This is a genomic window from Halomonas sp. LES1, assembly GCF_031846005.1.
In the GTDB taxonomy this organism is placed as follows: Bacteria; Pseudomonadota; Gammaproteobacteria; order Pseudomonadales; family Halomonadaceae; genus Halomonas.
Window position 1 is genome coordinate 100,502 of sequence record NZ_JAVRGC010000002.1, and the last position, 23,370, is coordinate 123,871.

At 64.9% G+C, this 23,370-nt stretch carries 23 protein-coding genes and 1 tRNA gene; 12 read left to right on the top strand and 12 right to left on the bottom strand.

All coding sequences use genetic code 11. The annotated features are described in order from the left end of the window. Positions 1 to 19: 19 nt before the first annotated feature. From RM463_RS04685 to RM463_RS04695, 3 genes are all read right to left on the bottom strand, one after another. A complete protein-coding gene (locus RM463_RS04685; protein WP_311429188.1) occupies positions 20 to 1,351 on the bottom strand; it encodes a site-specific integrase in 1,332 nt (443 codons plus the stop codon). 205 nt (positions 1,352 to 1,556) lie between these two features. After that, positions 1,557 to 1,630 (bottom strand) — tRNA-Gly (locus RM463_RS04690). A 503-nt stretch (positions 1,631 to 2,133) separates the two neighbouring features. Beyond that, the gene (locus RM463_RS04695; protein WP_195687217.1) at positions 2,134 to 2,541 is read right to left on the bottom strand and encodes a CBS domain-containing protein; all 408 of its coding nucleotides are present in this window, start codon (positions 2,539 to 2,541) and stop codon (positions 2,134 to 2,136) included. Between the two features lie 158 nt (positions 2,542 to 2,699). Here RM463_RS04695 and RM463_RS04700 point away from each other — a divergent pair, with 158 nt between their 5' ends. The 7 genes from RM463_RS04700 to RM463_RS04730 all read left to right on the top strand — a co-directional run bounded on the left by RM463_RS04700 (position 2,700) and on the right by RM463_RS04730 (position 8,405). Then, entirely contained in the window at positions 2,700 to 3,236 is a 537-nt protein-coding gene (locus RM463_RS04700) for a YqaE/Pmp3 family membrane protein (protein WP_311429189.1), read from the top strand. A 76-nt stretch (positions 3,237 to 3,312) separates the two neighbouring features. Then, positions 3,313 to 4,182, top strand: coding sequence for a carboxylate/amino acid/amine transporter (locus RM463_RS04705; protein ID WP_311429190.1), 870 nt, complete (start codon positions 3,313 to 3,315; stop codon positions 4,180 to 4,182). A 65-nt stretch (positions 4,183 to 4,247) separates the two neighbouring features. After that, positions 4,248 to 5,165, top strand: a complete 918-nt coding sequence (locus RM463_RS04710) for an NAD(+) kinase (RefSeq protein WP_195687220.1) — start codon at positions 4,248 to 4,250, stop codon at positions 5,163 to 5,165. A gap of 1 nt (position 5,166) precedes the next feature. After that, the gene (locus RM463_RS04715) at positions 5,167 to 6,171 is read left to right on the top strand and encodes a metallophosphoesterase (protein WP_311429191.1); all 1,005 of its coding nucleotides are present in this window, start codon (positions 5,167 to 5,169) and stop codon (positions 6,169 to 6,171) included. A 223-nt stretch (positions 6,172 to 6,394) separates the two neighbouring features. After that, positions 6,395 to 7,249 carry a rhomboid family intramembrane serine protease gene (locus RM463_RS04720; protein WP_195687222.1) on the top strand — a complete coding sequence of 285 codons (855 nt, stop codon included), beginning with the start codon at positions 6,395 to 6,397 and terminating at the stop codon, positions 7,247 to 7,249. Positions 7,250 to 7,276: 27 nt separating this feature from the next. Next, on the top strand, positions 7,277 to 7,561 hold the full coding sequence (locus RM463_RS04725) for a YeaC family protein (protein WP_132044901.1): 285 nt from the start codon (positions 7,277 to 7,279) through the stop codon (positions 7,559 to 7,561). Positions 7,562 to 7,604: 43 nt separating this feature from the next. After that, positions 7,605 to 8,405 carry a DUF2797 domain-containing protein gene (locus RM463_RS04730; RefSeq protein WP_311429587.1) on the top strand — a complete coding sequence of 267 codons (801 nt, stop codon included), beginning with the start codon at positions 7,605 to 7,607 and terminating at the stop codon, positions 8,403 to 8,405. A gap of 120 nt (positions 8,406 to 8,525) precedes the next feature. Here the strand turns inward: RM463_RS04730 and RM463_RS04735 are convergent, their stop codons facing one another. The 5 genes from RM463_RS04735 to RM463_RS04755 all read right to left on the bottom strand — a co-directional run bounded on the left by RM463_RS04735 (position 8,526) and on the right by RM463_RS04755 (position 13,972). Next, the gene (locus tag RM463_RS04735; RefSeq protein WP_229332856.1) at positions 8,526 to 8,906 is read right to left on the bottom strand and encodes a hypothetical protein; all 381 of its coding nucleotides are present in this window, start codon (positions 8,904 to 8,906) and stop codon (positions 8,526 to 8,528) included. 8 nt (positions 8,907 to 8,914) lie between these two features. Further along, on the bottom strand, positions 8,915 to 10,246 hold the full coding sequence (locus RM463_RS04740; protein ID WP_311429192.1) for a sulfite oxidase: 1,332 nt from the start codon (positions 10,244 to 10,246) through the stop codon (positions 8,915 to 8,917). 242 nt (positions 10,247 to 10,488) lie between these two features. Then, positions 10,489 to 11,085: a hypothetical protein gene (locus RM463_RS04745; protein ID WP_311429193.1), complete on the bottom strand. Its 597-nt coding sequence runs from the start codon at positions 11,083 to 11,085 to the stop codon at positions 10,489 to 10,491. A gap of 117 nt (positions 11,086 to 11,202) precedes the next feature. Next, positions 11,203 to 12,495 carry a 4-aminobutyrate--2-oxoglutarate transaminase gene (gabT, locus tag RM463_RS04750; RefSeq protein WP_195687226.1) on the bottom strand — a complete coding sequence of 431 codons (1,293 nt, stop codon included), beginning with the start codon at positions 12,493 to 12,495 and terminating at the stop codon, positions 11,203 to 11,205. Between the two features lie 31 nt (positions 12,496 to 12,526). Continuing rightward, positions 12,527 to 13,972, bottom strand: coding sequence for an NAD-dependent succinate-semialdehyde dehydrogenase (locus tag RM463_RS04755; protein WP_311429194.1), 1,446 nt, complete (start codon positions 13,970 to 13,972; stop codon positions 12,527 to 12,529). A 280-nt stretch (positions 13,973 to 14,252) separates the two neighbouring features. Between RM463_RS04755 and RM463_RS04760 the strand changes: the two genes are divergently transcribed. From RM463_RS04760 to RM463_RS04775, 4 genes are all read left to right on the top strand, one after another. After that, positions 14,253 to 16,064: a DUF1266 domain-containing protein gene (locus RM463_RS04760; protein WP_311429195.1), complete on the top strand. Its 1,812-nt coding sequence runs from the start codon at positions 14,253 to 14,255 to the stop codon at positions 16,062 to 16,064. Between the two features lie 33 nt (positions 16,065 to 16,097). Next, positions 16,098 to 16,718, top strand: coding sequence for a DUF1266 domain-containing protein (locus tag RM463_RS04765; protein WP_311429196.1), 621 nt, complete (start codon positions 16,098 to 16,100; stop codon positions 16,716 to 16,718). 230 nt (positions 16,719 to 16,948) lie between these two features. Next, a complete protein-coding gene (locus RM463_RS04770) occupies positions 16,949 to 17,575 on the top strand; it encodes an NlpC/P60 family protein (protein WP_311429197.1) in 627 nt (208 codons plus the stop codon). A gap of 29 nt (positions 17,576 to 17,604) precedes the next feature. Then, complete coding sequence (locus tag RM463_RS04775; RefSeq protein ID WP_311429198.1) at positions 17,605 to 18,798, top strand: MFS transporter; 1,194 nt, start codon at positions 17,605 to 17,607, stop codon at positions 18,796 to 18,798. Positions 18,799 to 18,902: 104 nt separating this feature from the next. On the opposite strand, the gene RM463_RS04780 is transcribed toward RM463_RS04775, so the two are convergent. Continuing rightward, positions 18,903 to 19,385 carry a peptidylprolyl isomerase gene (locus RM463_RS04780; protein WP_132044915.1) on the bottom strand — a complete coding sequence of 161 codons (483 nt, stop codon included), beginning with the start codon at positions 19,383 to 19,385 and terminating at the stop codon, positions 18,903 to 18,905. Between the two features lie 221 nt (positions 19,386 to 19,606). On the opposite strand from RM463_RS04780, the gene RM463_RS04785 reads away from it, so the two are divergent. Then, the gene (locus tag RM463_RS04785; RefSeq protein ID WP_311429199.1) at positions 19,607 to 19,888 is read left to right on the top strand and encodes a hypothetical protein; all 282 of its coding nucleotides are present in this window, start codon (positions 19,607 to 19,609) and stop codon (positions 19,886 to 19,888) included. A 150-nt stretch (positions 19,889 to 20,038) separates the two neighbouring features. On the opposite strand, the gene RM463_RS04790 is transcribed toward RM463_RS04785, so the two are convergent. The 3 genes from RM463_RS04790 to RM463_RS04800 form a co-directional block, all read right to left on the bottom strand. Then, positions 20,039 to 20,506, bottom strand: a complete 468-nt coding sequence (locus RM463_RS04790; protein WP_311429588.1) for a glycine zipper 2TM domain-containing protein — start codon at positions 20,504 to 20,506, stop codon at positions 20,039 to 20,041. Positions 20,507 to 20,977: 471 nt separating this feature from the next. Then, positions 20,978 to 22,570: an isocitrate lyase gene (locus tag RM463_RS04795; protein WP_311429200.1), complete on the bottom strand. Its 1,593-nt coding sequence runs from the start codon at positions 22,568 to 22,570 to the stop codon at positions 20,978 to 20,980. Positions 22,571 to 22,903: 333 nt separating this feature from the next. Continuing rightward, the gene (locus tag RM463_RS04800) at positions 22,904 to 23,344 is read right to left on the bottom strand and encodes a GNAT family N-acetyltransferase (protein WP_311429201.1); all 441 of its coding nucleotides are present in this window, start codon (positions 23,342 to 23,344) and stop codon (positions 22,904 to 22,906) included. Between the last annotated feature and the right edge of the window lie 26 nt (positions 23,345 to 23,370).

The window sequence follows — 23,370 nt, forward strand, 5'->3', positions numbered from 1 at the left end:
GCCTTCCATGGCCTTCATATCAGTGCAGCGCCTCGACCCTGATCGTCTCGACCGCTTCCAGCCGTGTCTTGAAGGTCGGCCCCCGGTTGTAGACCTTGTTGGCGGTAGTGAGTCCTCGCTCATGGCCGGTGATCCACACGATGACGGATTCGCTCACTCCGGCATCACCCATGATCGTGATCGCGGTCGTCCTGAAGGAGTGGAAGCCGAGCCGACGTTCCCCGCGCTTGACCGTCTTCTTGAGGAGGCGCGAGAACCACTGCGAGAACTTGGCTCCGCTTCTGTCGTCCTTGCGCTTGGAGGCAGCGACCTCTGGGAAGAGGAGTTCACTACCGGCAGCCCTGGCTCGCTCCAGCTGAGCCTTCACCAGGGGGAGCAGCTCGGGGTGAATCGGTACCTCGCGGGCAGCGTTCCGGTTCTTGCCCTCTCGGATGACCAGACACCAGACCCGCTGGTGCTGCTGGATATCGGTCACGCGGAGAGAGCACAGTTCGCTGATTCGTGCCCCTGTATAGAAGCCCATGCGAGGGAGGACGTACTCCAGACCGGTACTGTCCTGCGTGGCCCGGAAGATCGCCTGGACATCGGCCCTGGTGAACTGGTCGTAGCTCTTCACCGTCGCCTTCGGCTTGAGGTTGTGGCCCTTGAAGGGGTTGTCCCGTTCCAGCTCCTCTTCCATCACCTCGACCGCATGAGACCAGATCGCCGACAGGCCAGCCAGGTAGTTGGCAACCGTCTGCCGAGTCTTGCCTTGGGAGAGCTGCTGGGTGACGAACTCCTTGACCTGCTTGCGGGTGATGGCCTCTAGTTGGATGTCCTCCAGCTTCACCGACGATAGGAACAGCTCCACCGAGCGGGTGTTCTTCGAGACGGTCGTCGGCTTGCGCTCGACCAGTGGGGAGTTCGTCCAGTCTTCGAGGGTGGCTCGCAGGGACAGCCGGTACTGGGCCGGAGGGCTGGCCTTGCCGACAGCCACGAGAGCATCACGCTCGACCGGGGGGAGTCGCTCAGGATCGAGGACATCGGTGATGGCGAGGGGGATGCCGTCATCGGTGGGGTGCTGCTGAAGTTCGGCGTGTGCTGCTCTCAGCTTCTCTAGCGCACCGAGGAACAGCTGCCTTCTCTGAGCCGTGCTCGCCTGGCCCTTCAGCTCGGCCTCAAGGTCGGAGAGATCGGCTAGCAGCCGGTCACGGACACGACAGGCCTCATCGAGGTCGCCAGTGCTGGTGGTCTGCTGGAAGACCTTCTTGCCGAGGTGCTCGGAGAGGGTGGGGGAGAGCCGCTTCTGGAAGAACCAGACGTTGCCACGCTGCCGCAGGTAACGGGGATCAGGTCGTTTGCCTCTTGCCATGATGTTCTGACTTCGTTGCTACGCGCTCGTGCACGGCTGATAGGGCAGCCATGGGCGCAGGGATCAGATCAATATCAGTGGTGCGGGCTTGAGGGCTTCACCTGGGAGGGAAGGGTAGGTGTAGCCATTTGTGTAGCCATTTCTGCATCCACTGACCCCTTGAGTGGTGGCTTTTTTCAGCAATTTCAAGGGCTTGGATGGCTACTGGAGCGGGTGAAGGGAATCGAACCCTCGTCTTAAGCTTGGGAAGCTTCTGCTCTACCATTGAGCTACACCCGCGAGTGGTTTTCGATAGTAAAACCAATACCTTGCCCATTGCAAGTCGTCTTGTGGGTTTCCTGTTCCTGCGGCGGTAACCCGTTGTTTTGTGAAGACTGCCGGGAGCCTCGGAACCGCTGTCGGGCCTGCCCTGCCGGCCTAAGGGTGTAGACCCCGCACCGCCAGCTTATTCGATATATCGGTGAAACGGCGTCAAGCAGCTGTTTTCATTAGCGCTCTGCTCGAAAAATAATGAAAAAATTTTGGCTTGTCGCGAACTTTCTCGCCAACGGCTGTCTGACTCTGTACAGCCAGTCGCGATAGCAGTCGCTAACACTGTTGCTCCGCTGGCAGTTTCGATCGCATCTTGGCCGTTCCTTCGGGAGCGGCCTTTTTTTTCTGGGTCGATGCGGCCGTTCCCGATGGCAAGAGAGTGGCTGGAGACAGGGCAGGCCTGCCGGTGCCAACATGTTTGCCCCGTCGATCGACGGGGCGGGGAGAGACAGTTGAGCGCCGCTCAGGGGTCAGCGGTGGCGCATGCGCAGGATGGCGTCGAGCACGTCGCGGCGGGTCACGATACCCACCAGCCGATTCTGTTCCACGACCGGATAGACCTTGGGCTTGTTGCCGAGCATCTCCTGAGCCAGGTCGGTGATGCTCTTGGTGGGTGACACCGTGAGCACCTCGTGGCGCATCAGGTCGCTGACCAGCGGCGGCTCGTCGTTGAGATAGGCACTCTCCAGCACCTTGCCCATCACGTCCTGTTCCGAAATGAAGCCGATGAGTAGATCGTTCCCATCGACCACCGGTGCGCCGGGCAGGCGATGCAGGGCAAGCCCGTGGGCCAGCGTCGCGACCGAGGTCCTGTCGGTGACCCGGTAGCAGTCGCGGGACATGATCTCACGTACGATGGTGGGAGCCTTGTTGGCCATGAGGGTCTCCTTGTGCCGGTTTGCTCTTAGCATAGCCGACCATGATGGTTCCCCATCTAACCCGGGCGAACCACCTTCAACGCTTGTGGTTCCGGGGGAACCCGGGATGCCGTCACTCCCTCAAACTGTCAACATCTTATGTTCCCTGGAGGTTATCCATGGATGCACGCGAATACCTCGCCCGAAAGGGGCTGGATGGCGAGCGCGACCGCGAGCGCCCCAACACGCTGGAAGAGAAGGCCTGGGCGCGCGCCCGGGGGGCCGGTGACCACCGCCCCCGGGCCGGTACGCCCCACGACTGGGAGGAGTGGGAGCGTTATCATGGCGAGCTGGCCGAGGGTGCCGATTCCATCGATCAGAAGATCGACCATGAAACCCATCGGCAAGCTCTGTTCCATGAACAACCCCTGGCTCGTGAACAGGATGCCTCGGCGGAAGACACGAGCGTGGGCACCTTTATACCGCCAGCGCAAGAGGGGGGCGCCGTCGGCCACTCCCCGGCGTCATCCGACGCGGTTTTCGAGGCACCGCCTCGTGTGCGCCTGGCACTGCGCATGCTGGCTATCCTGTTGCCGCCACTGGCCCTGGGGCTCGCCGGGCTGGGGGCACGCCCCGTGCTGATCGCCCTGGCGTTGACCCTGCTGGGATGGGTGCCGGGAGTGGCATATGCCTGGTGGCGTCTCTCGCACCACTGACATCGCGATGCCGCTTGGCAGCGTTCTCGCCCCAGGTGTAAGCTTGGTAAACTTTAATTTTGTATAGGGTTTACCGATGGGTTTCCTGATTGGCGTTACCGTGCTCTGGGCGTTCTCCTTCTCGCTGATCGGCGTCTACCTCGCTGGTCAGGTGGACAGCTACTTTGCGGTGCTGATGAGGGTCGCACTGGCGGCGCTGGTCTTCCTGCCGTTTCTGCGCCCACGACTGCTGAAGGGGCGCCAGCGCTGGGTGCTGATGGGGCTGGGGGCGGTTCAGCTCGGCGTGATGTATCTGTTCTTCTACCAGTCGTTTCTGCTGCTGTCAGTGCCGGAGGTGCTGCTGTTCACCATCTTCACGCCGATCTATATCACCCTGCTCGATGATGCGCTGTTCGGGCGCTTTACCCCCTTCTATCTGATCACTGCCTCACTGGCCGTGCTGGGGGCCGCGGTGATCCGTTACGACGGCGTTGACGGGGGCTTCTGGATGGGTTTTCTGGTCGTGCAGGGCGCCAACCTCTGCTTCGCCCTCGGTCAGGTGGGCTACCGGCGGCTGTCGGCCGAGCTGCCCGCGTCGTTGCCGCGCCACAGCGTCTTCGCCTGGTTCTACCTCGGGGCCCTGGTCGTGGCGGTGCCGGCCTTCGCCCTGCTCGGCAATGCCGCCGCGCTGCCCTCTACCGACGTTCAGTGGGGCGTGTTGCTGTGGCTGGGGCTGGTCGCCTCCGGCCTGGGCTACTTCCTGTGGAACCTCGGCGCCGTGCGGGTCGATGCCGGAGCCCTGGCGATCATGAACAATGCGCTGATTCCGGCGGGGCTGGTGGTCAACCTGGCGATCTGGAACCGGGATGCCGACCTCGTTCGGCTGGGGTTGAGAGGGGGCATCATCCTGGCGGCTCTGTTGCTCAACGAGTGGTGGGTGCGTCGGCGATCCGCCTCGCTGGCCTGAGGTCGTGTTTGCTCGTGGGCAGAGCGCTCGCCATAATGAGCCGCTGAGCTGCGAGAGGCCCCCGAATGTCACCCCAACAGAGAACGGCGAAGGGGCGTGAGACGCCACCCTTCCGCCATATTGGTCTGATCGGCCGCCTGGGCAGCGCCGGGGTGGTCGAAACCCTCAAGCGCCTGATGCGCTTTCTCGACGAGCGTGGCCTGCATGTCATCGTCGAGGATCGCACCGCCACGGTGCTGCTCGATCACGGCCACCCCGAGGCCAGCCGGCGAATGCTCGGTGAGCTGTGCGATCTGGTGATCGTGGTGGGTGGCGACGGCAGTCTGCTGGGCGCGGCTCGTACCCTCTGTCATAGCGGTACCCTGGTACTGGGTGTCAACCGTGGCCGGCTGGGGTTCCTGACCGATATCTCCCCCGACGAGCTGGAGGAGCGAGTCGGCGAGGTGCTCGAGGGGCACTATGAGGTGGAGGAGCGTTTCCTGCTCGATGCCGAGCTCTATCGTGACGATACCCTGATGGGCAGTGGCGATGCGCTCAACGAGGTCGTGCTGCATCCCGGCAAGGCGGTGCGCATGATCGAGTTCGAGCTCTTTCTCGATGGTCAGTTCGTCTACAGCCAGCGCAGCGATGGCCTGATCATCGCCACCCCCACCGGCTCGACCGCCTATTCGCTCTCCGGCGGTGGGCCGATCATGCACCCGCGCCTCGATGTGCTGACCCTGGTGCCGATGTTCCCGCACACCCTGTCGAGCCGCCCCATCGTGGTGGATGCCTCCAGCGAGATCCGCATCCATATCGGTGAGACCAACCAGACCTACCCGCATATCAGCTGCGATGGGCAGACCCGGGCGGTGGCCAAGCCCGATGATGTCCTGGTGATTCGCCGCAAGCCTCAGACGGTGCATCTGGTGCACCCGGTGGGGCACAACTTCTACGAGGTCCTGCGCAGCAAGCTGGGCTGGAGCCATCGCCTGGGGGATTGACGTGAACAAGCGGGCGAGGCTCGAGGGCTATGACCTGATCGGTGATGTGCACGGCTGTGGTGCCACCCTGGCGGCCCTGCTGGAGAAGCTCGGCTATCACCAGCGAGGCGGCGTCTATCGACACCCGCGACGCAGGGTGATCTTCCTCGGCGACCTGGTCGACAGGGGGCCGCGCGTGCGGCTGGCGGTGCAGATCGCCTATCGCATGGTGGAGGCGGGCGAGGCGCATATCGTGATGGGCAATCATGAATACAACGCCTTGACCTACTGCCAGCCGGCCCCCTCGGGGCTTGGCCGGGACTGGTTACGCGAGCACTCTCCACGCAACAATCGCATCATTCGCGAGACCCTCGAGCAGTACCGTGATCATCCCCAGGAGTGGGAGGAGGCTCTGGCCTGGTTCCTGGAGATGCCGCTGTGTCTGGAGCTCGACGGCCTGCGGGTGGTTCACGCCTGTTGGGATCAGACGCTGATCGACGAGCTTTATCGGCGCCGGCCCGACGCTCGTCTGGATCAGGCGTTCCTGGTCGAGTCCACGGCGCCCGGCACCCGTGCCTTCAAGATTCTCGACCGCCTGACACGAGGCACCCAGATGCCCTTGCCCCTGGGGGTGGCGATTCACTCGGGAGACGGTTTCACCCGGCGCAGCTTTCGCACCCACTTCTGGGCACGCTCACCGCAGACCTGGGGGGATGTGGTGTTCCAGCCGGACAACCTGCCCGATGACCTCGAGCAACGCCCCCTGACGGAAGAGGAGCGGGCCCGCCTGTGCCACTATGGCCTGGAGGAGCCCCCGCTGTTTATCGGTCACTACTGGTGTGAGGGCATTCCGGCGCTGCCGACGGCCAATATTGCCTGCCTGGACTACAGCGCCGTGAAGTTCGGTCGCCTGGTCGCCTATCGCTGGAGTGGCGAGTCGCGACTGAATGCCGACCACTTCGTCTGGCTGCGAGTGCCCCGGGAGGAACAGGTGAGGCCTCAGCCGTGGGAGATCGATCTCGATTGATACATACTGTTACAAATTTTGTCGTGTCGGGCAGTGAACTCCCGGCGCCATTCGCCATCAGAGTAGGTGTTCCCTTGAATGATCCCTTGCTCTTGTCCGGCGGCCCCCTCCGCCGGATTTTTTATGCATGGTTGTTTGACACATGCTTTTTTGATGCATGGATTTCTGATGCATGGTCGCCGGGTGTTTGCCGGCGGCGGGTCACCAACCCCGAGGTAATGCCATGTATCGCGTGATGCTGCTGCCCGTGGATGCCGACACCCGTGAGCTGCGCCGTGCCCTCTGGGCGGCGCGGATCGGCCATCGCATCACTGCCGAGGAGGAGGGGCAGCTGTTGTGGCTGGCCGACCCTGCCCAGCATGAGGCGCTGCTGGAGGTGGTGGGACGCTGGCAACGTGGCGAGCCAATGACTGTCGACACCTCGTCTCGCCGCTCTGACCGGTCCGGGGCACTGCTGTCGGTGTGGCGTCAGGCCCCGCTGACCACCGCGACCCTGGGGCTTTGCCTGCTGGTGTTTGCCGCCATGGCGCTATTCGGTGATCTGGTGATCGCACTGCTGGCCATCGTGCCGCTGGGAATCAGCCCGGCCGGCACCCTGTCGGTGGGAAACCTGTCGGATGTACTGGCCTCGGGCCAGGTGTGGCGCCTGCTGTCGCCCGCCTTCCTGCACTTTGGCTGGATGCACCTGATCTTCAACATGCTCTGGCTATGGTACTTCGGTCGCCAGGTGGAGGCGCTGCAGGGGAGTCGGCGCATGCTGTCGATTCTGCTTGCCGCCGGCATCGGTGCCAACCTGGCTCAGTATGCCGCCGGAACGGCACTGTTCGGTGGCATGTCAGGCGTTGACTTCGCGCTGCTCGGCTATGTCTGGCTGATGTCTCGGCGTGCCCCGGGCAGCGGCTTCTTCGTGCCCCAGATGCTGGTGGTGTTCATGCTGGGCTGGATGCTCTTCACCATGACGGACATGGCAACCACGGTAGGCTTCGGCAATGTGGCCAACGAGGCACACCTGGGTGGCCTGGTCGTGGGCCTGGCCCTGGGCTGGTACCATTCCGGACGCGCCCGCCACCAGCGCTGACGCATCGATTCCCTGGAGAACCTTACGATGAGTGATATGACCTTCGAGCGCATGATCCAGCAGATGAGCCCGTCCATCTACGAGAGCCTCAAGCAGGCGGTCGCCCTGCGCAAGTGGCCCGACGGCCGCCTGCTGACACGCGAGCAGACCGAACTCTGTCTCGAGGCGGTGATGCGTTACGAGGTGGAGAACAACGTGCCGGAGAGCGAGCGCGTCGGCTACCTGGAGCGGCGCACCTGCGGGGGGGCCAGCAGTGGCGCGAACGTCGACCCGGCGCTGGCCGGCCTGGCGCGGGACGCCGGTCGTGACTGAGTCGCTGGTCGTGGCGAGTGAGGTGCAGGGCTGCCTGACCAAGATGGGCATCGTCCCGGGGCAGGGCGGCGAGCCGGCCCACTACACCCTGCGGGCCGGCGAGCAGCGTTTGGCGCTCAATGAGCGCCTGGGCCGGCCACTGACCCTTGCCTGGAGCGGCGCCATCGCCTGCACCCACTGTGGGCGTGCAACGAAGAAGAGCTTTGCCCAGGGCTACTGCTACCCCTGCTTCAAGCGGCTCGCCCAGTGTGATACCTGTATCGTCAAGCCGGAGACCTGTCACTTCTTTGCGGGTACCTGCCGGGAGCCGGAGTGGGCCGAGCGTCACTGCTTCCAGCCGCATATCGTCTATCTGGCCAATGCCTCGGGCCTCAAGGTAGGGATTACCCGTGGTACCCAGGTGCCCACCCGCTGGCTCGACCAGGGGGCGGTTCAGGCGCTGCCGATCATGGCGGTGGAGACTCGCCAGCAGTCCGGCTTCGTGGAGATGCTGTTCAAGGAGGAGGTCTCCGACCGCACCAACTGGCGGGCCATGCTCAAGGGAGAGACCGCCATGCTCGACCTGCCCGCCGAGCGGGACCGGTTGCTGGCGCGTCTCGAGAGGGGGCTCGCCAACCTGCGGGAACGCTTCGGCGCCGATGCCATCCGGGTCCTGAATGAGGCGCCGGTGACGCTTGATTATCCGGTGCTGGAGCACCCCACCAAGGTGGTCTCCCATAACCTCGACAAGACGCCTGAGGTGTCGGGCATCCTGCTCGGCCTCAAGGGGCAGTACCTGATACTCGACAGCGGGGTGATCAATCTGCGCAAGTACACCGGGTATGAGGTCAGGGTTAGCGTCTGATACGCGAAGAGGGTGACGCCACGGGGCGATGCGGATGCCTCGGCGGTTCCTGGCCTCTCCATGCCAACAGGCCCCTCGCGGGAGGGGCCTGTTGTACAGGACGTTGTTACCAAACAGCCTTCAGCCGGATTCGGCGGTCGTGGGGTAGGGGTTGTCCGGCATCAGGTTGCGCGGCAGCGCCAGACGGCGGCTATCCTCCTTGGGCCCATAGTGCTCGGCCAGGTAGTCGAGGATGACGTTCTCCATTTCCGGCTGGAACTCCCATAGTCCCTGGGTCTCCTGCATCCAGCGGATCAGTGACTCCCAGTGGCCACGTGTGCCGCTGTTCTGGGTCACCAGCTTGGCGGAGTGACAGACCGTGCAGTTGGCCTTGGTCATCTGCCACCCCTCGGCCTTGATCAATCCCGATTCCGGATCCGTTTCCTGGGCCGCCCCCATCACGGGAAGCGCCAGCAGGAGCGCTCCCAGCATCGGCTTGGCGAGTGCGTGTAAAGGTTTCATGGTATCTCCTAGGCCACCTGAACCGCGATGCGATGGCAGGCGTTGTTGAGATAGCCCTTCGGGTTCCAGCCGGGGACGACCATGGGTTGAGCGCGGCCCTCCTCGTCGGTGGCCTTGGCCCAGACCTCGTAGTAGCCGGGCTCGGGGAACTCCACGGATGTGGTCCAGCGCTGCCAGGCCAGGCGGTTGGGCGCCGCCTTGAGCTCGGCCTTCTGCCAGGTGGCACCGAAGTCGATGGAGACATGCACCTCCTTGACGGCCAGGTCGCCGGCCCAGGCGTGGCCGCGGACGGTCATGGTCTCGCCCAGGGCGTGGTCGACCCCAGACTTCGGGAAGGTCACCAGCGACTTCACCGGCATCGACTCGATGGTCACGAAGTCTTCCTCGGGCACCACGCTGCCCGGGGCCACCGGGTGCTTGGGTACGCTGTAGGAGGGGGGGCTCATCTTGGTGCCATCGTGCTTCTGGTCGCGGATCACGATGCGCGTGAGCCACTTTCCCGAGACCGAACCCGGCCAGCCGCCGCACACCACACGCAGGGGGTAGCCGTTGAGATAGGGGATATCCTCGCCGTTCATGGCCCAGGCGATCAGCGACTCATCCTCCAGGGCCTTGGACATGGGCACCCCACGGGAGATCGGGTCCTTGTCGGGGTTGCCGCTGGCGTGGATGTCGGCACCGTAGTAGCCGATGTAGACGGCATCGTCCTTGATCCCGCAGGCCTCCAGAACGTCCCGCAGGCGCACGCCGGTAAAGGTGGGGCAGGCCACCGCGCCGGTGGTCCACTGGTTGCCGCTGGCCGAGGGCACATACTCGCTGCGCCCATTGCCTCCGCACTCCACCTGCAGCTGGTAGGTGTGATGCTCGAACTTTTCCTTGAGATCGGCGATCGAGAAGCTCTGCGGGTTCTCGCAGGACTCACCCCCGATCTCGAGCTGCCAGGCATCGACGTCGATATTCTCCAGGGCAGGAGGAATGCCGTTGTTGCGCACGAACATGTGCTTGGCGGGGGTGATATCGTCGTCGAGCAGGTGGGGAGGGGTCTCGGCGTTGATCGGCCGGTCGTTGAGGATGGTCAGTCCCTCCTTGCCCTCGAGGGTGAAGGGTTCGTCGCTCTGGGCCAGTGCCGCGGGGATCAGGCCGCCGGGCATCTTGTCGGCAAAGGGGATGGACCCACCCACCGCCGCCGCCATGGCCAGCATGCTCGAGCGCTTGAGAAAGCCACGCCGGGATACCGGGTCGACCTCACGGTTCCATACCAGCTTGTCTGCCGCCTCGGGGTCCTCGGCGTATAGCTCATGGAGGCCACGGGTCCTGGTGTCGGGGGGTAACTTGGTCATGATTGTTGCTCCTGGCTGGTGCAGGCGCCGTGCTATGGCCGGCGCCATCTTGTCGTTGTCGTGCTCGAGGTCTCACGCACTCGGGGCCATGCTTCTGAAGCCGGACAAGGCTGCCACGAGTTGTCGCCCGGTGGAGGCGTCCTGCCACCACCGAAGGGATGTCGAACACGGGACAAGGATGGCGTATCGGCTAGCCATGATCCAGGCGCTAAGACCAAGGTCGACTTATGACCAAGGTCGATTTAGTTCTGGCGGGGGAGGATGCGCCGGTAGCGGTCGAGACACCTGTCCAGCCAGGCGCCGGAGAGGCGTTGCGGGGGTGTGGTCTCGGGTACCCGCAACTCGAGCAGTAACCAGCCGGTATCGGCGCCGGGCTCGACCAGGCGTGCCGACAGGGTTGTCGGCAAGCCCTCGGGGCGGCACCAGGCGAGTCCGAGGGCATCGCGGTCGAGCAGGTACTGAAAGCGTGCGGCGTCGCGCAGCACGGCGATCCCGCCCTCGGCAAGCCCGCGGGACAGACTCTCCAGGGTGCGGTAGGCGGGGGCACCGGCGGCCCGGCAGGCGTGCTGGCCGGCGACATGGCAGCGTTCGCGAGCCGCGGGAGATGCCGGCCAGCTACCGCCGGCCATTCGGCTGGTCGTGGCAGGGTAGGCGAGGGTGATGGTCACCGCCGGCGTGCCGTCGGCGAGGCGAGCATCGCTGCGGGTGAGCACGCCGTGGCGGAGCTCATGGCGCAGCCAGCGATAGTCGCTGGCCTGCTGGACGGTACCGCGGGCCTGGTCGGCGGTCTGGCTGGCCCCCTGCAGGGAGCGTAACAGGGAAAGGGTTCGCAGAATCACGGTCATGTCTCGTGGTTGACGCTGCCATCTTCCCGGGGGCGGCGACGGAAGACAAGGCCCGAACGAACACCGCCCGGCGCAAGGCCGGGCGGTGATGTCGAACGGGTGAGGCGCCGATCAGGCAGTCGCGGGCTGACCTACCAGCTCCTTGAGGGAGGCCTCGACGATATCCAGGCCCTCCTCGAGCAGTTCATCCTCGATGGTGATCGGCATCAGGAAGCGGATGGAGTTCCCCCAGAAGCCACAGGCGAGCAGGATCAGGCCCTTCTCCTTGGTCTTCTTGCAGAGGGCAGCGGCGAGTTCTGGTGCCGGCGTGCGTGAGGACTTGTCGGCCACCAGCTCGAATGCCGCCATGGAGCCGACGTTGCGCGGATTGTCCACCGCCTCGAACTCCTGTTGCCATTCGGCCATGCGCTTGGCCAGCTTGTCGCCGAGCGTGCGGCTGCGGGCCAGGATATCCTCTTCCTCGATGGCCTCGATCACCGCCAGGGCGGCGGCACAGGCCAGGGGGTTGCCGCTGTAGGTGCCGCCCAGGGAGTTGGGGCCCGAGGCATCCATCACCGAGCCGGTACCGACCACGGCCGACAGGGGCATGCCGTCTGCCAGGCTCTTGGCCATGGTCATGATGTCGGCCTCGATACCGCTGTGCTCCAGGGCGAACAGCTTGCCGGTGCGCGCGAAGCCGGACTGCACCTCGTCGACGATCAGCAGGATGCCGTGCTCGTCACAGATCTCGCGAAGCGCCTTGAGGAAGGAGGGAGAGGCAGCGTAGAAGCCCCCCTCACCCTGAATCGGCTCGATGACGATGGCCGCGGTGCGGTGTGGTGCGATATCGGTCTTGAAGACCGTCTTGAGGGCCTTCAGGGAGTCCTCTTCACTGATGCCATGGTAGGGCACCGGGAAGGGAGCGCGGAAGACATCGCCGGGCATGGGGCCAAAGTCATTCTTGTAAGGCAGCACCTTGCCGGTCATGGCCAGGGTCATGAAGCTCCGGCCGTGGAAGCTGCCGTCGAAGCAGATGATGCCGCTGCGCCCGGTGGCGGCACGCGCGACCTTGACGGCATTCTCCAGCGCTTCGGCGCCGGAGTTGACCAGCATGGTCTTGGCTTCACCGCGCACCGGCGTGAGCTGACACAGTTTCTCGGCCAGCTTCACATAGGGAGCGTAGGAGATGACGGTCTGGCAGGTGTGCATCAGCTGATCGAGCTGTGCCTTGACGGCCTCGACCACCTTGGGGTGGCGATGGCCGAGGTTGAGCACGCCGATGCCGCCGGCGAAGTCGATGATGCGATTGCCCTCGGCGTCCCAGAGCAGGGCGTTTTCGCCGCGGGCAGCGAACTGCTCGGAGGGGCTGGCAGCACCGCTGGCGACATAGCGCTGCTTGAGCTGATTGAGTTCTGCGTTGGTCATGTTGCCTCCTGAATAGTGGTTGGGCGAGCCGTCACAGGCCGCCGACACAGACGTATTTTAGTTCAGTGAACTCATCCAGGCCGTGGTGGGACCCTTCACGCCCCAGCCCTGACTCCTTGACACCGCCGAAGGGGGCCAGTTCGGTGGAGAGGATGCCCTCGTTCACCGCGACCATTCCATACTCCAGGCCTTCCATGACATGCCAGATGCGGCGATAGTCGCTGGCATAGAAGTAGGCCGCCAGGCCGAACTCGGTGGCGTTGGCCATGGCGATGGCCTGCTCATCACTTTCGAAGCGGAACACCGGTGCCAGGGGACCGAAGGTCTCTTCCCGGGCCACGGCCATCTCCTCGGTGGCATCGGCGATTACCGTGGGCTCGAAGAAGGTGCCACCCAGGGCGTGGGGCTTGCCGCCACACATCAGGCGACCACCCTTGTCCAGGGCGTCGGCGATGTGCGTCTCGACCTTCTTTACCGCGGCGGCGTTGATCAGCGGCCCCTGCACCACGCCCTCCTCGAGGCCGCTGCCGACGCGCAGCTCGGCGACCCGTGCGGCCAGTTTCTCTACGAAGGCGTCATAGACCCCGTCCTGGACCAGGAAGCGGTTGGTGCAGACACAGGTCTGCCCGGAGTTGCGGTACTTGGAGGCGATGGCGCCTTCGACGGCGGCATCCAGGTCGGCGTCATCGAAGACGATGAAGGGGGCATTGCCGCCCAGCTCCATGGAGGCCTTCTTGACCGTGCCGGCGCACTGGGTCAGCAGACGCTTGCCCACCGGGGTGGAACCGGTAAAGGAGATCTTGCGCACCCGAGAGTCGCTGGTCAGCACCTCACCGACCTCGGCCGGGCGGCTGGCGGTGACCACGTTGATCACCCCGGCGGGGAAGCCGGCCAGCTCGGCCAGGCGCACCACGGCCAGGGCGGTAAGCGGCGTCGCCTCGGCGGGCTTGATGACCACCGGACAGCCGGCGGCCAGGGCCGGGGCACACTTGCGGGTGATCATCGCCAGCGGGAAGTTCCAGGGCGTGATGGCGGCGACCACGCCAATGGGCTCGCGGAACACCAGGATACGCTTGTCGACACCGTGGCTGGGCAGGGTCTCGCCGGCCACGCGCTTGGCCTCCTCGGCATAGAACTCCACGAAGGAGGCGCCGTAGGCCACCTCGCCGCGGGCCTCGGCCAGGGGCTTGCCCTGCTCCAGTGTCATCAGCCGTGCCAGGACCTCCTGGTGGTCCATGATGGCGTCGTACCAGGCGCGCAGCAGATTGGCCCGCTCCTTGGCGGTGCGCTTCTTCCAGGCCGGCCAGGCTGCATCGGCGGCGGCCACGGCCTCACGGGTGGCGTCGGCGCCAAGGTCGGGCACCTCGGCCAGCACCTCGCCACTGGCCGGGTCGGTGACCGCGTAGGATGCTTCACCGTCGCGCCACTCGCCGGCGATAAAGGCCTTAGGAATCAGGATATCGGGCAGCTCTGCCATGGGTCCTCCAGAGGGGTATGTCGACTTATTTTACGCAGTGTGCATTATTTAAAACGCTTCGCCAAGCCTGTCGTGCCCCGGCATCGGGCACCGAGAGGACCGGGGAAGGGGAAAAATGGCACCAGCCATCGGCGTTGGAGACGCTTTCCGTTACACTATGGCGCCTAAAATCATGGCGCCTTAAATCATGGTGCCATGGACCTTATGGCGTCCAATGGCGGGCACGCCGTTTCACTCCGCCGCCGCGTGCGGCCCTTGCGACCCGATTTCGAGGTGAGCCTTGATCGATCTCCTGAACGCCTGGTGGGCCCAGCAGCTGGTGCTGTGTGACTGGGCCTTCGATCCCGACCCGTTCAGCGTGGCACCCGAGGACGCCCGTGCGCGCCTGTCGACCCTGGCGGTGCCGGATCGCGGCGAGCTCGGCTGGCGGCTGCTGGAGTCCCTGGACATCGGCGGTGCCGATGCCGACCCGGCAAGGCTGCTGGCGGCACTGGAACTGGCGGCACTGGCCGGTGCCGCGGGGTGGCTGGAGCGGAGTCAGGCGCGAGCCTGGGCGCACTGGTTGACCGGTGAGATCGTCGCCCACCATCGTGACCTGGATGCCTGGCTGGAGGCGCTGCGTCGAGCGCGCAGTGCCGATGGTTGGGTGCGTGGTGACGATGGTTTCGCGGAGGCCTGTGACGCCCTGGCGGCTCTCGAGCACGAGGGGGATGGCATCACTTGGGAGCGCCTCGGCGAGTGGCTGGCGGTACATGATCGTCCCGAGGTGCTCTGGCCGTGCGACGGTGGTGCCATGGCATGGCGGCTGCGCGCCGGCCTTGCCCCGGTGCTGACACTGCCTGCCGGTGAGCATGACTGGGCGGGCGTGGCCGAGTGGCTCGCCGAGGACTGGCAGGTGCACGGTCGGGACGACCTGATTCGGGTCCTGCTGTGGCTGGGTGCCCAGGGGGATCGACAGGGCTGGGACCTCGATGCCACGCGGCTGCTGGCTCTCGATCCCGATGCACGCCGTGCCTGGTGCGATGGGCTGGAGGCGGGGGAGCGACGCTATGGTCGAACCCTGCTGATGTTCCTGGAGCAGGGAGAGCCGCTGGAGTGGGCCGCCTGGGACTGGTTGCGACTGGTCGACCTGGCCTGGGCGGGGGCTTGTCTAGGCTGGCTGCAGGACGGGGAGGCGGAGGCCTTCGCCCTGCATGCCGCCGACCTGGTGCAGCATCGCTACAGCGACTGGTCGGCGCTGGCCAGGGGCTTCCAGCGTGGTCGCAGCCTGTTCGAGGGGCGCGATCTGCTGGGTGCCTTCGAGGCCGACTGGCGGCTTCTGCTGCAGTCGCCGTTGAGTCCCTGGCGAGTGCCCTTGCAGGGGCTGGTGGATGACACCCTGATGGCATCTGCCCGGGAGGCGATGCGTGGCTGGCGTGCCGATGCCCGGCACTGGGTGCTGGCGCTGGCCTCGGTGCGTGAACCGGAGCTTGCCGTGCGTCAGGGGGTGTCACTGCCCGTCACATCGGCGCGGCGTGCCGATGCGCGCAGCTACCTGGCCGAACATCTCGACCTCTACCCCGACGAGGGGGTCGAGGCGCTGGTGCGCTACTGGCTGCCGGCCGAGGCCCACCACCTGAATCAGCTCGCCGCCGATGCCTCCCACGGGGCACTGCCGCCTGCCGAGACCCCCTTCGGACGACCGGAGCCGGGTGCCCTTGCCCAGCGTAATGCCCTGCGCCAGGCCAGCCGACATGCTGCCACCGTTCATATGGCCGAGAAGTACGCCTTCTATCTGCAGATGGCCTTCGACAGTGAAGCCTTCGACGCCGAGGGCCTGGCGGCACTGGCCGAGGCGCTGCGAGGCTCGCTGTGTCGTTTCTATCCGGATGCCCGGCGCCTGCTGGAGGCCTGGATCTGCTGGGACTCGCTGCTGCCGGAGGAGGGGCAGCCGACACTCGCCCTGGAGATTCGCTGGCACCTGGAGGACCCCGGCAGCCTGTTCCACTGGCTCGACTGGCGGGTCGACGAGTGGCACGAGCCGGGCCCGCGCCCGAGGCTGTCGCAGTTTACCGCGCTGTCGCTGGTGGGACCGCTCAACAGCCCACCCTAGAGCCTGCCCCATCGTGAGAGCGAGCGTGAGGCGGTGGCCATTCGCGAGTGGGTCGATGGTCACTATGCGCTGCACTCCGCCGAGGAGCTGGTCGAGTTCCTGGACTTCCTGCTGGAGAGTGGCGATCGCCAGGAGTATCAGATCAACTATGCCCCATACACCCTCAACGCGGCACGCCTCGCCTCGGAGATCGCCACCCTGGAGAGTGGCGAGTGCAGCGAGGAGGAGCGTACCCATCTGCTGCGTCTGCAGCGGGTTCGCGATAACGAGGATGGCTGCAATGACACCGACCTGATCGCCTGGGATCTGGCCCAGGCGGTGGATCTGGCGGTCGCCGGCCGCCAGTTGGGGTGGCTGGAGGCGGCGGACTTCGGCCGGGTGCTGGAGCGTGCCCATGCTCTCGCGGCGTCTCACTACTCGGGTTGGGAGGCCTACGCCCGGGGATTCTATGCGGGCTTCTCGTTCTTCATGGGAGAGACGCCGGAACGGGAGAGCTTCCTGGCCGGCCTGCGCCAGGCGCTGGTGGCCTGGCTCAGCGCTGCCCCCCCGCTGGCGGGTCCCTGGGCCAGCCTGGAGTTCCCCGGTGCACGGCCACGCCACTGGGCGCCGATGCATATCGATACGCTGCCGGGAGACTCACGCCTGCTGCACTAAAGCGTGAAGCGTGACGCGGGACCGAGGTCGCCAGCTGGGCGTTGCTGGTTTATAGTCGTGGCATCGAATACAGGGCTCTACCTGTCGGGAGCCCCTTTATCACAGTGAGTCGCTGACAGGCTGCTATGGCAGTGCTACCGATACTGGCCGGTGGTACTGCCATAGTGTTGTTTTCCCCTACCGGCCCATGGAAGCCGGCGCAAGCGGCTCAGGGAAGAGGTTGTTATCCTATGGCTGTCACTCCCTATCGTGCCTTGCTGGTTGTCGTGTCATTGGCCGTGCTGACCGGCTGTGCCTCGACGTCTTCGCTGAACGCTTCTCGCGATGCTGGCGACCCCTATTTCGCCCGGGACCTGCCGGGACTGCCTGGCGGGTGGGATCCCATGATGTCACCGGTGGACAACCCGATCCTCGAGGCGCGCCGACTCGGCAATCCGCCTCCCGCCCTGGTTCGTCAGGCCCTGCTGGCTCAGCATGAGCGTTGGGAGGGCACGCCCTACCGCCTGGGTGGCTCCTCCCGGCATGGGGTCGACTGCTCGGCGCTGGTGCAGAATGTCTTCGCCGAGACCTTTCGGCTCTCCCTGCCGCGCACCACCGGTGAGCAGGCGCATGAGGGTCGCCCCGTCTCGCGTGACGAACTGGCCCCGGGGGATCTGGTGTTCTTCCGACCGCCTGGCATCTATCGTCACGTCGGCATCTATATTGGCGATGGCCGCTTCCTGCATGCTTCTTCGTCCCGGGGCGTGATGATCTCGAAGCTGAATAACAGCTACTGGCGTCGTTACTACTGGCAGGCACGGCGTGCCTTGGCGCCGAGCCATCTGGCCCAGCGACTGCTGTCCGACGTCGACGCCTGAGGGGCGGCGCCCGGCGTTCAGGAAACCTCATGATTCAGATACGCAGTGCCGCCTGGTGGCGTGCGACTCTGGCATTGAGCCTGGGCTCTCTGCTGGTCTTCATCAATCTCTATGCCCCTCAGCCACTGCTGCCTGACCTGCGCGAGGCTCATGGTGTCTCGACCATGGTGGTAGGGCTTGTGATGTCGGTGGCGACGCTGTCGCTGGCGGCCTCGCTGCTGGTCTTCGGCCCGCTATCGGATGCCATCGGCCGTGCCGGCATCATGCGGGTCACTCTGCTGGCGGCGGGAGGGCTCTCTCTGGCCCTGGCCCTGGCACCCAGCTTCGAGATCCTGCTGGTACTGCGTCTGTTGCAGGGCTTCGTGCTGGGCGGGCTGCCAGCGGTCGCCATCGCCTGGATGGGGGATGAGTTCGAGCCGGAGGCGATGCTGGCCGCCGTGGGGCTCTATATCGGCGCCAATACCCTGGGCGGCATCAGTGGTCGCGTGGTCGGGGGTGGCATGGCCGAGCTGGGAGGCAGCGCCGCCGCTTTCCTGGCGGTGGGGCTGATCACGTTGGTGGGGGTGGCGGTGTTCTGGAGGCTGTTGCCCCCGGCGCGGGGATTCACGCCGCGGCGCTTCGAATTGAGCGGTGCCCTCGCGGATCTTCGTGCCCATCTGGGCAATCCGCTCCTGCTTTCGGCCTATCTGCTGGGTGGACTCAACTTCCTGATCTTCATCAATCAGTACAGCTACATCACCTTCCGGATGGCCGCGCCCCCCTTCAATCTGGGGTCGACCCTGCTGGGACTGATATTTCTGACCTATCTGGGCGGCACCCTGGGCTCATCGCTCTCCGGACGGCTGGTGCGCCACCTCTCCCAGCCGGCCTGCATGATGGTGGGTATCGCCATCTTCATGGCGGGGACCCTGGTCACCCTGGCCGACAGCCTGCTGCTGATCCTGCTGGGGTTGACCCTCAATGCCTTTGGGTTCTTCGTCGCCCACTCCATGGCCTCCAGCTGGGTGGGGCGCCATGCCCGGCAGGCTCGGGGCAGCGCCTCGGCGCTCTATCTGGTGTTCTACTATACCGGGGCCAGCCTGGGGGTCTTCTGGCTGGAGCCGTTCTGGAACCTGTACGGCTGGAGGGGGGTGGTGCTGGGCTCCTGGCTGGTGCTAGGCGTGACGCTGACCATCGCCGGTTTCCTGTGGCGACGGCGACTGGATGGAGAGGCCGGCCTCTGACATGCCGTTCGCCAGGTAAATTCGCCATGAGCATGTAAATTCGCCATGAAAAAGGGGCAGCCGATCGGCTGCCCCTTGTGATGCGATAACGGTCGTGGATGAGCTTAGTGCTCGTGGCCGCCCTCGCCGTGCACGTGGCCGTGCTCGACTTCCTCTTCGCTGGCTTCACGCACCGAGGCGACCTCGACGTCGAAGTTCAGGGTCTGGCCGGCCAGAGGATGGTTGCCGTCGACGGTGACGGTGTCGCCGCTGACCTGGGTCACGGTGACCATCAGCGGACCGCCCTCGGTCTGGGCCTGGAACTGCATGCCGGGCTCGATGCTCTCGACACCCTGGAAGGCATCACGCGGTACTTCCTGCACCAGCTGCTCCTGCTTCTCGCCGTAGCCCTCTGCGGGTGTCACGGTGGCATTGAGCTTGTCGCCGGCGGCGCGGCCTTCGAGCTCCTTTTCGAGGCCCGGAATGATGTTGCCGGCGCCGTGGAGATAGGTCAGCGGCTCGCGGCCTTCCGAGCTGTCCAGCACTTCACCTGCGTCGTTGGTCAGGGTGTAGTGGAACGCGACAACGGAATTCTGCGCAATTTGCATTATTGAAGAACCTTTCGGTGAGTGCATGTCAGCGGCATGGTAACGCGACAGGCTCGATGCTGTCAGGGGCAATGGGGCATTTTCAGGATTGGCGGCTTCATCCTGAGTCGTGTTCACGCGTGTCGGGGCGCCCCTTGGATGCTTGCGTCACCACGGTGGCGAGGCTAACCTAGCGGCCACCCGAATCCCCCATGTAACTCAATCGATACCCGGAGACCTCCATGGCTCAAGTCGTGATCTGGTTGATTGCCTTTGCTGCGATCCTCTTTCTTTCCCTCAAGCGCTGGCCCTCGCTGAGCGCATCGCTCGACGGCATGCTGCCCCAGCCGATGAAGACCGGCGGTGACAACGGCGTGGTCTGGAGCCTGGCCCTGGCCGTGCTCGGTGCGACCGCCCTGGTGCGCCCCGTGGATGTTCTGATGACCGTCATCCTGCTGGTTCTGCTGGCAGTGATTGGCGTCAAGCTGGGCAGCTGGGCGATGAACAAGGTGGACTTCCACTAAGCGGCCGAGCCAGCCGGCTACACTGGCGACTCGCCAGCTTGCCGGTTGCCCCACGAGCTGGTTGCCCCACGAGAAAGGCCCGCGGTATTGATCCGCGGGCCTTTCTCGTCAGGAGATGTCGATCAGGTCAGAGCCACTGACCAAGAGTCATCAGTAGGGGGCGACGCTGACATTGCGTCCGCTGCCGATCAGACGCACGCGCTGGCCGACCTGAAAGGCCTGGTCGGCCTTCTGCACCACCACGATGTTCATGCCGTCGTCGCGACGAATCTCCATCTCCCAGGCGGTGACCCGGTTGGCAGACTCCTCGATCTTGCTGCCCGCTACGCTGCCGGCGATGGCGCCAGCCGCGGTGGCCAGGGTGCGACCGGAGCCGCCGCCGACCTGGTTGCCCAGCAGGCCACCGATCACGGCACCGCCGCCGGTGCCGAGGATGCCGCCTGCACGGCTGTCGGCCTGCACCTGGACCTGGCGCAGGGCCTGGATGGTGCCGAAGCGCACGGTCTGCTCGGCACCGACCTGATTGCTGCTGTAGACGTTGCCGCCCATGGAGGCGGTGTTGGCGCAACCGGTCAGCGTCAGCGCACCGATGGCAAGTACGGGGAGAAGACGTTTCATGGGAATCATGCTGGACCTCCTGGGGCATTGAGCGGGAATCCACCGTTCGAGACACCCCGTGGTGTAAGGGAACAGTGTTCTATTAGGCCGAAGTCTACCTCGCGTTGCCATACATGGCCAGTGCCGAGCAGGGCTATCGCAGATAGCCTGGCTGCTCGATAGCTCGGGGCTGATCTGGCGACAAGCCTATAAGGGGGCGCTATGAACCCCTCCATGGGCGCTACCGACGCCTTCCCTGGCGTAGGCCCCCCTCTTCGGCTTATCCCCAGAGCCCCTTGGTTCGGTAACTGCGATAGCCCTGCAGTGCCAATCGGGTGCTTGCTGTCAATTCTAGCCCGCCAGAGGATGTGTCGTGTAGTTCCCGGCTGGGGTGACGGCGGCTTGTGGCAGAGCGTCCGGACATGAAAAAGGGGAGGCGTATCGCCTCCCCTGGATTTTCTTCTGTATCAGCCGTTCAGCCGTTAAATTGGGCTAGAACTGGTTCATGGTGTTGTCCTTGCCACCGGCCTTGAGGGCCGCGTCGCCGTGGAAGAACTCCTTGTGGTCATCACCGATGTTGGAGCCTGCCATGTCCTGGTGCCTGACGGTGGCGATGCCCTCGCGGATCTCGCGGCGCTGCACGCCCTCCACGTAGGCCAGCATGCCCTCATCGCCGAAGTAGCCCTTGGCCAGGCTGTCGGTGGAGAGTGCCGCGGTGTGGTAGGTCGGCAGGGTGATGAGGTGGTGGAAGATCCCGGCGTCGCGAGAGGCATCGCGCTGGAAGTTGCGGGTCCACTCGTCGGCCAGCTTGGCGAGTTCGGTGTCGTCGTACTCCGGGCTCATCAGCTTGGCGCGGTCGTAGGCGGAGACGTCCTTGCCCTCTTCCTGCCACGCATCGAACACCTGCTGGCGGAAATTCAGTGTCCAGTTGAAGGACGGCGAGTTGTTATAGACCAGCTTGGCATCGGGCACCGCTTGGCGAATACGGTTCACCATGCCGGCAATTTGGCCGACATGGGGCTTCTCGGTCTCGATCCAGATCAGGTCGGCACCGTTCTGCAGGCTGGTGATGCAGTCCAGCACGACACGGTCTTCGCCGGTACCCGGCTTGAACTGGTAGAGGCCGGAGGCCAGGCGCTTGACCTTGACCAGCCTGCCATTCTGCTTGATGACGACATCGCCGTTGTTGATGTCCTCTGCCTTCTCGATAACGTCGCCATCGAGGAAGCTGTTGTACTGATCGCCCAGGTCGCCCGGTTCGTTGGTCACGGCGATCTTCTGGGTCAGGCCGGCGCCCAGGGAGTCGGTGCGCGCCACGATGACCCCGTCGTCGACGCCGAGCTCCAGGAAGGCATAGCGAACGGCGTTGATCTTGGCCAGGAAGTCCTCATGGGGCACGGTGACCTTGCCGTCCTGGTGGCCGCACTGCTTCTCGTCGGAGACCTGGTTCTCGATCTGGATACAGCAGGCGCCCGCCTCGATCATCTGCTTGGCCAGCAGGTAGGTGGCCTCGGCATTGCCGAAACCGGCGTCGATATCGGCGATGATCGGCACCACATGGGTCTCGTGGTTGTCGATCGCCTTTTCCAGCTCGTTCACCTTGGCGCTGTCACCGGCCTGCTTGGCCTCTTCAAGCGCCCGGAACAGGTGGTTGAGTTCCCAGGCATCGGCCTGGCGCAGGAAGGTGTAGAGCTCCTCGATCAGACCCGAAACCGAGGTCTTCTCGTGCATGGACTGGTCGGGCAGCGGGCCGAACTCGGAGCGCAGGGCGGCGACCATCCAGCCGGAGAGATAGAGATAGCGGCCCTTGGTGGTGCCGAAATGCTTCTTGATGGAGATCATCTTCTGCTGACCGATGAAGCCGTGCCAGCAGCCCAGCGACTGGGTGTACTTGGCGCTGTCGGCGTCGTAGGCCGCCATGTCGTCGCGCATGATCGTCGCGGTGTACCTGGCGATGTCCAGGCCGGTCTTGAAGCGGTTCTGGGCACGCATGCGGGCGGCGTTCTCGGGGCTGATATCCGCCCACTTGCCCTGCATGGCTTCACGAAGCTGGGACAGTGCCTTGATATCTTCCTGGTATGACATGGGGCCATCCTCTCTCAGGGGTGATCGCTGGGGATCGGTCGCTTGCCGATGTTCGATGATGCTGCACCTGCGAAGACATTGCAGAGTCATCGTTCGAAGGCAGTCTGTCTCTGCTGCCTTGGTCCAAGGCTGAGCAAACTGGAGCGAGTGCGAGGGGGCGGCGATGAAGTGCCCCGTCAACAAACGCTCGTTGATTCGCCTTGGTCAGCACTATGGCCCATGACGATGCGCTGCAACAATCGCCCCTTTGGGTAAGGAAGCGTTGTAACCCGACTACACGGCGCCCCCTTGCGGGGGCTTTCCTGTAGTGGTTTTTCGTGTGAAGAGGACGACTCAGCGGTCGCGGAGGGAGAGGCGCATGTTGCGGTGGGGGATGCCGGCGTCGAGAAACTCCGGTCCGTGGGCCTCGAAACCCAGCCGAGTGTAGAAGGCGAGGGCGTGGGTCTGGGCGGCCAGTTCCACGGCGGGCTGGCCTTGACGGCGTGCCGCCTCAATGGCGGCGCGCATCAGCGCGACGCCGACCCCCAGGCCACGGGCGTTCGCAAGCACCGCCACCCGGCCGATATGGGCATCGGGCAGCAGCCGGGCGGTGCCCACGGGCAGATCGTTCCACAAGGCCAGGAAGTGACGGCACTCCTCATCGCGGCCATCCCACTCCTCCTGCCGGGAGACGCCCTGCTCCTCAATAAAGACCACACGGCGAATCTCGGACGCCTCGGGCCCGAGCGTCTCCCAGCTTCCTTCGCGTACCTTCACGACTTCCCGTTGCGTCATGACATCTCCTGGCGAGCCATGGATGG

Coding starts and splice junctions, on each gene's coding strand:
- RM463_RS04725 (WP_132044901.1), top strand. CDS start 7,277: ATGAGTGATATGACCTTCGAGCGCATGATCCAGCAGATGAGCCCGTCC.
- gabT (WP_195687226.1), bottom strand. CDS start 12,495: ATGACCAACGCAGAACTCAATCAGCTCAAGCAGCGCTATGTCGCCAGC.
- RM463_RS04720 (WP_195687222.1), top strand. CDS start 6,395: ATGTATCGCGTGATGCTGCTGCCCGTGGATGCCGACACCCGTGAGCTG.
- RM463_RS04790 (WP_311429588.1), bottom strand. CDS start 20,506: ATGAAACGTCTTCTCCCCGTACTTGCCATCGGTGCGCTGACGCTGACC.
- RM463_RS04705 (WP_311429190.1), top strand. CDS start 3,313: ATGGGTTTCCTGATTGGCGTTACCGTGCTCTGGGCGTTCTCCTTCTCG.
- RM463_RS04730 (WP_311429587.1), top strand. CDS start 7,605: ATGGGCATCGTCCCGGGGCAGGGCGGCGAGCCGGCCCACTACACCCTG.
- RM463_RS04785 (WP_311429199.1), top strand. CDS start 19,607: ATGGCTCAAGTCGTGATCTGGTTGATTGCCTTTGCTGCGATCCTCTTT.
- RM463_RS04735 (WP_229332856.1), bottom strand. CDS start 8,906: ATGAAACCTTTACACGCACTCGCCAAGCCGATGCTGGGAGCGCTCCTG.
- RM463_RS04695 (WP_195687217.1), bottom strand. CDS start 2,541: ATGGCCAACAAGGCTCCCACCATCGTACGTGAGATCATGTCCCGCGAC.
- RM463_RS04755 (WP_311429194.1), bottom strand. CDS start 13,972: ATGGCAGAGCTGCCCGATATCCTGATTCCTAAGGCCTTTATCGCCGGC.
- RM463_RS04800 (WP_311429201.1), bottom strand. CDS start 23,344: ATGACGCAACGGGAAGTCGTGAAGGTACGCGAAGGAAGCTGGGAGACG.
- RM463_RS04710 (WP_195687220.1), top strand. CDS start 4,248: ATGTCACCCCAACAGAGAACGGCGAAGGGGCGTGAGACGCCACCCTTC.
- RM463_RS04700 (WP_311429189.1), top strand. CDS start 2,700: ATGGATGCACGCGAATACCTCGCCCGAAAGGGGCTGGATGGCGAGCGC.
- RM463_RS04780 (WP_132044915.1), bottom strand. CDS start 19,385: ATGCAAATTGCGCAGAATTCCGTTGTCGCGTTCCACTACACCCTGACC.
- RM463_RS04775 (WP_311429198.1), top strand. CDS start 17,605: ATGATTCAGATACGCAGTGCCGCCTGGTGGCGTGCGACTCTGGCATTG.
- RM463_RS04740 (WP_311429192.1), bottom strand. CDS start 10,246: ATGACCAAGTTACCCCCCGACACCAGGACCCGTGGCCTCCATGAGCTA.
- RM463_RS04795 (WP_311429200.1), bottom strand. CDS start 22,570: ATGTCATACCAGGAAGATATCAAGGCACTGTCCCAGCTTCGTGAAGCC.
- RM463_RS04770 (WP_311429197.1), top strand. CDS start 16,949: ATGGCTGTCACTCCCTATCGTGCCTTGCTGGTTGTCGTGTCATTGGCC.
- RM463_RS04685 (WP_311429188.1), bottom strand. CDS start 1,351: ATGGCAAGAGGCAAACGACCTGATCCCCGTTACCTGCGGCAGCGTGGC.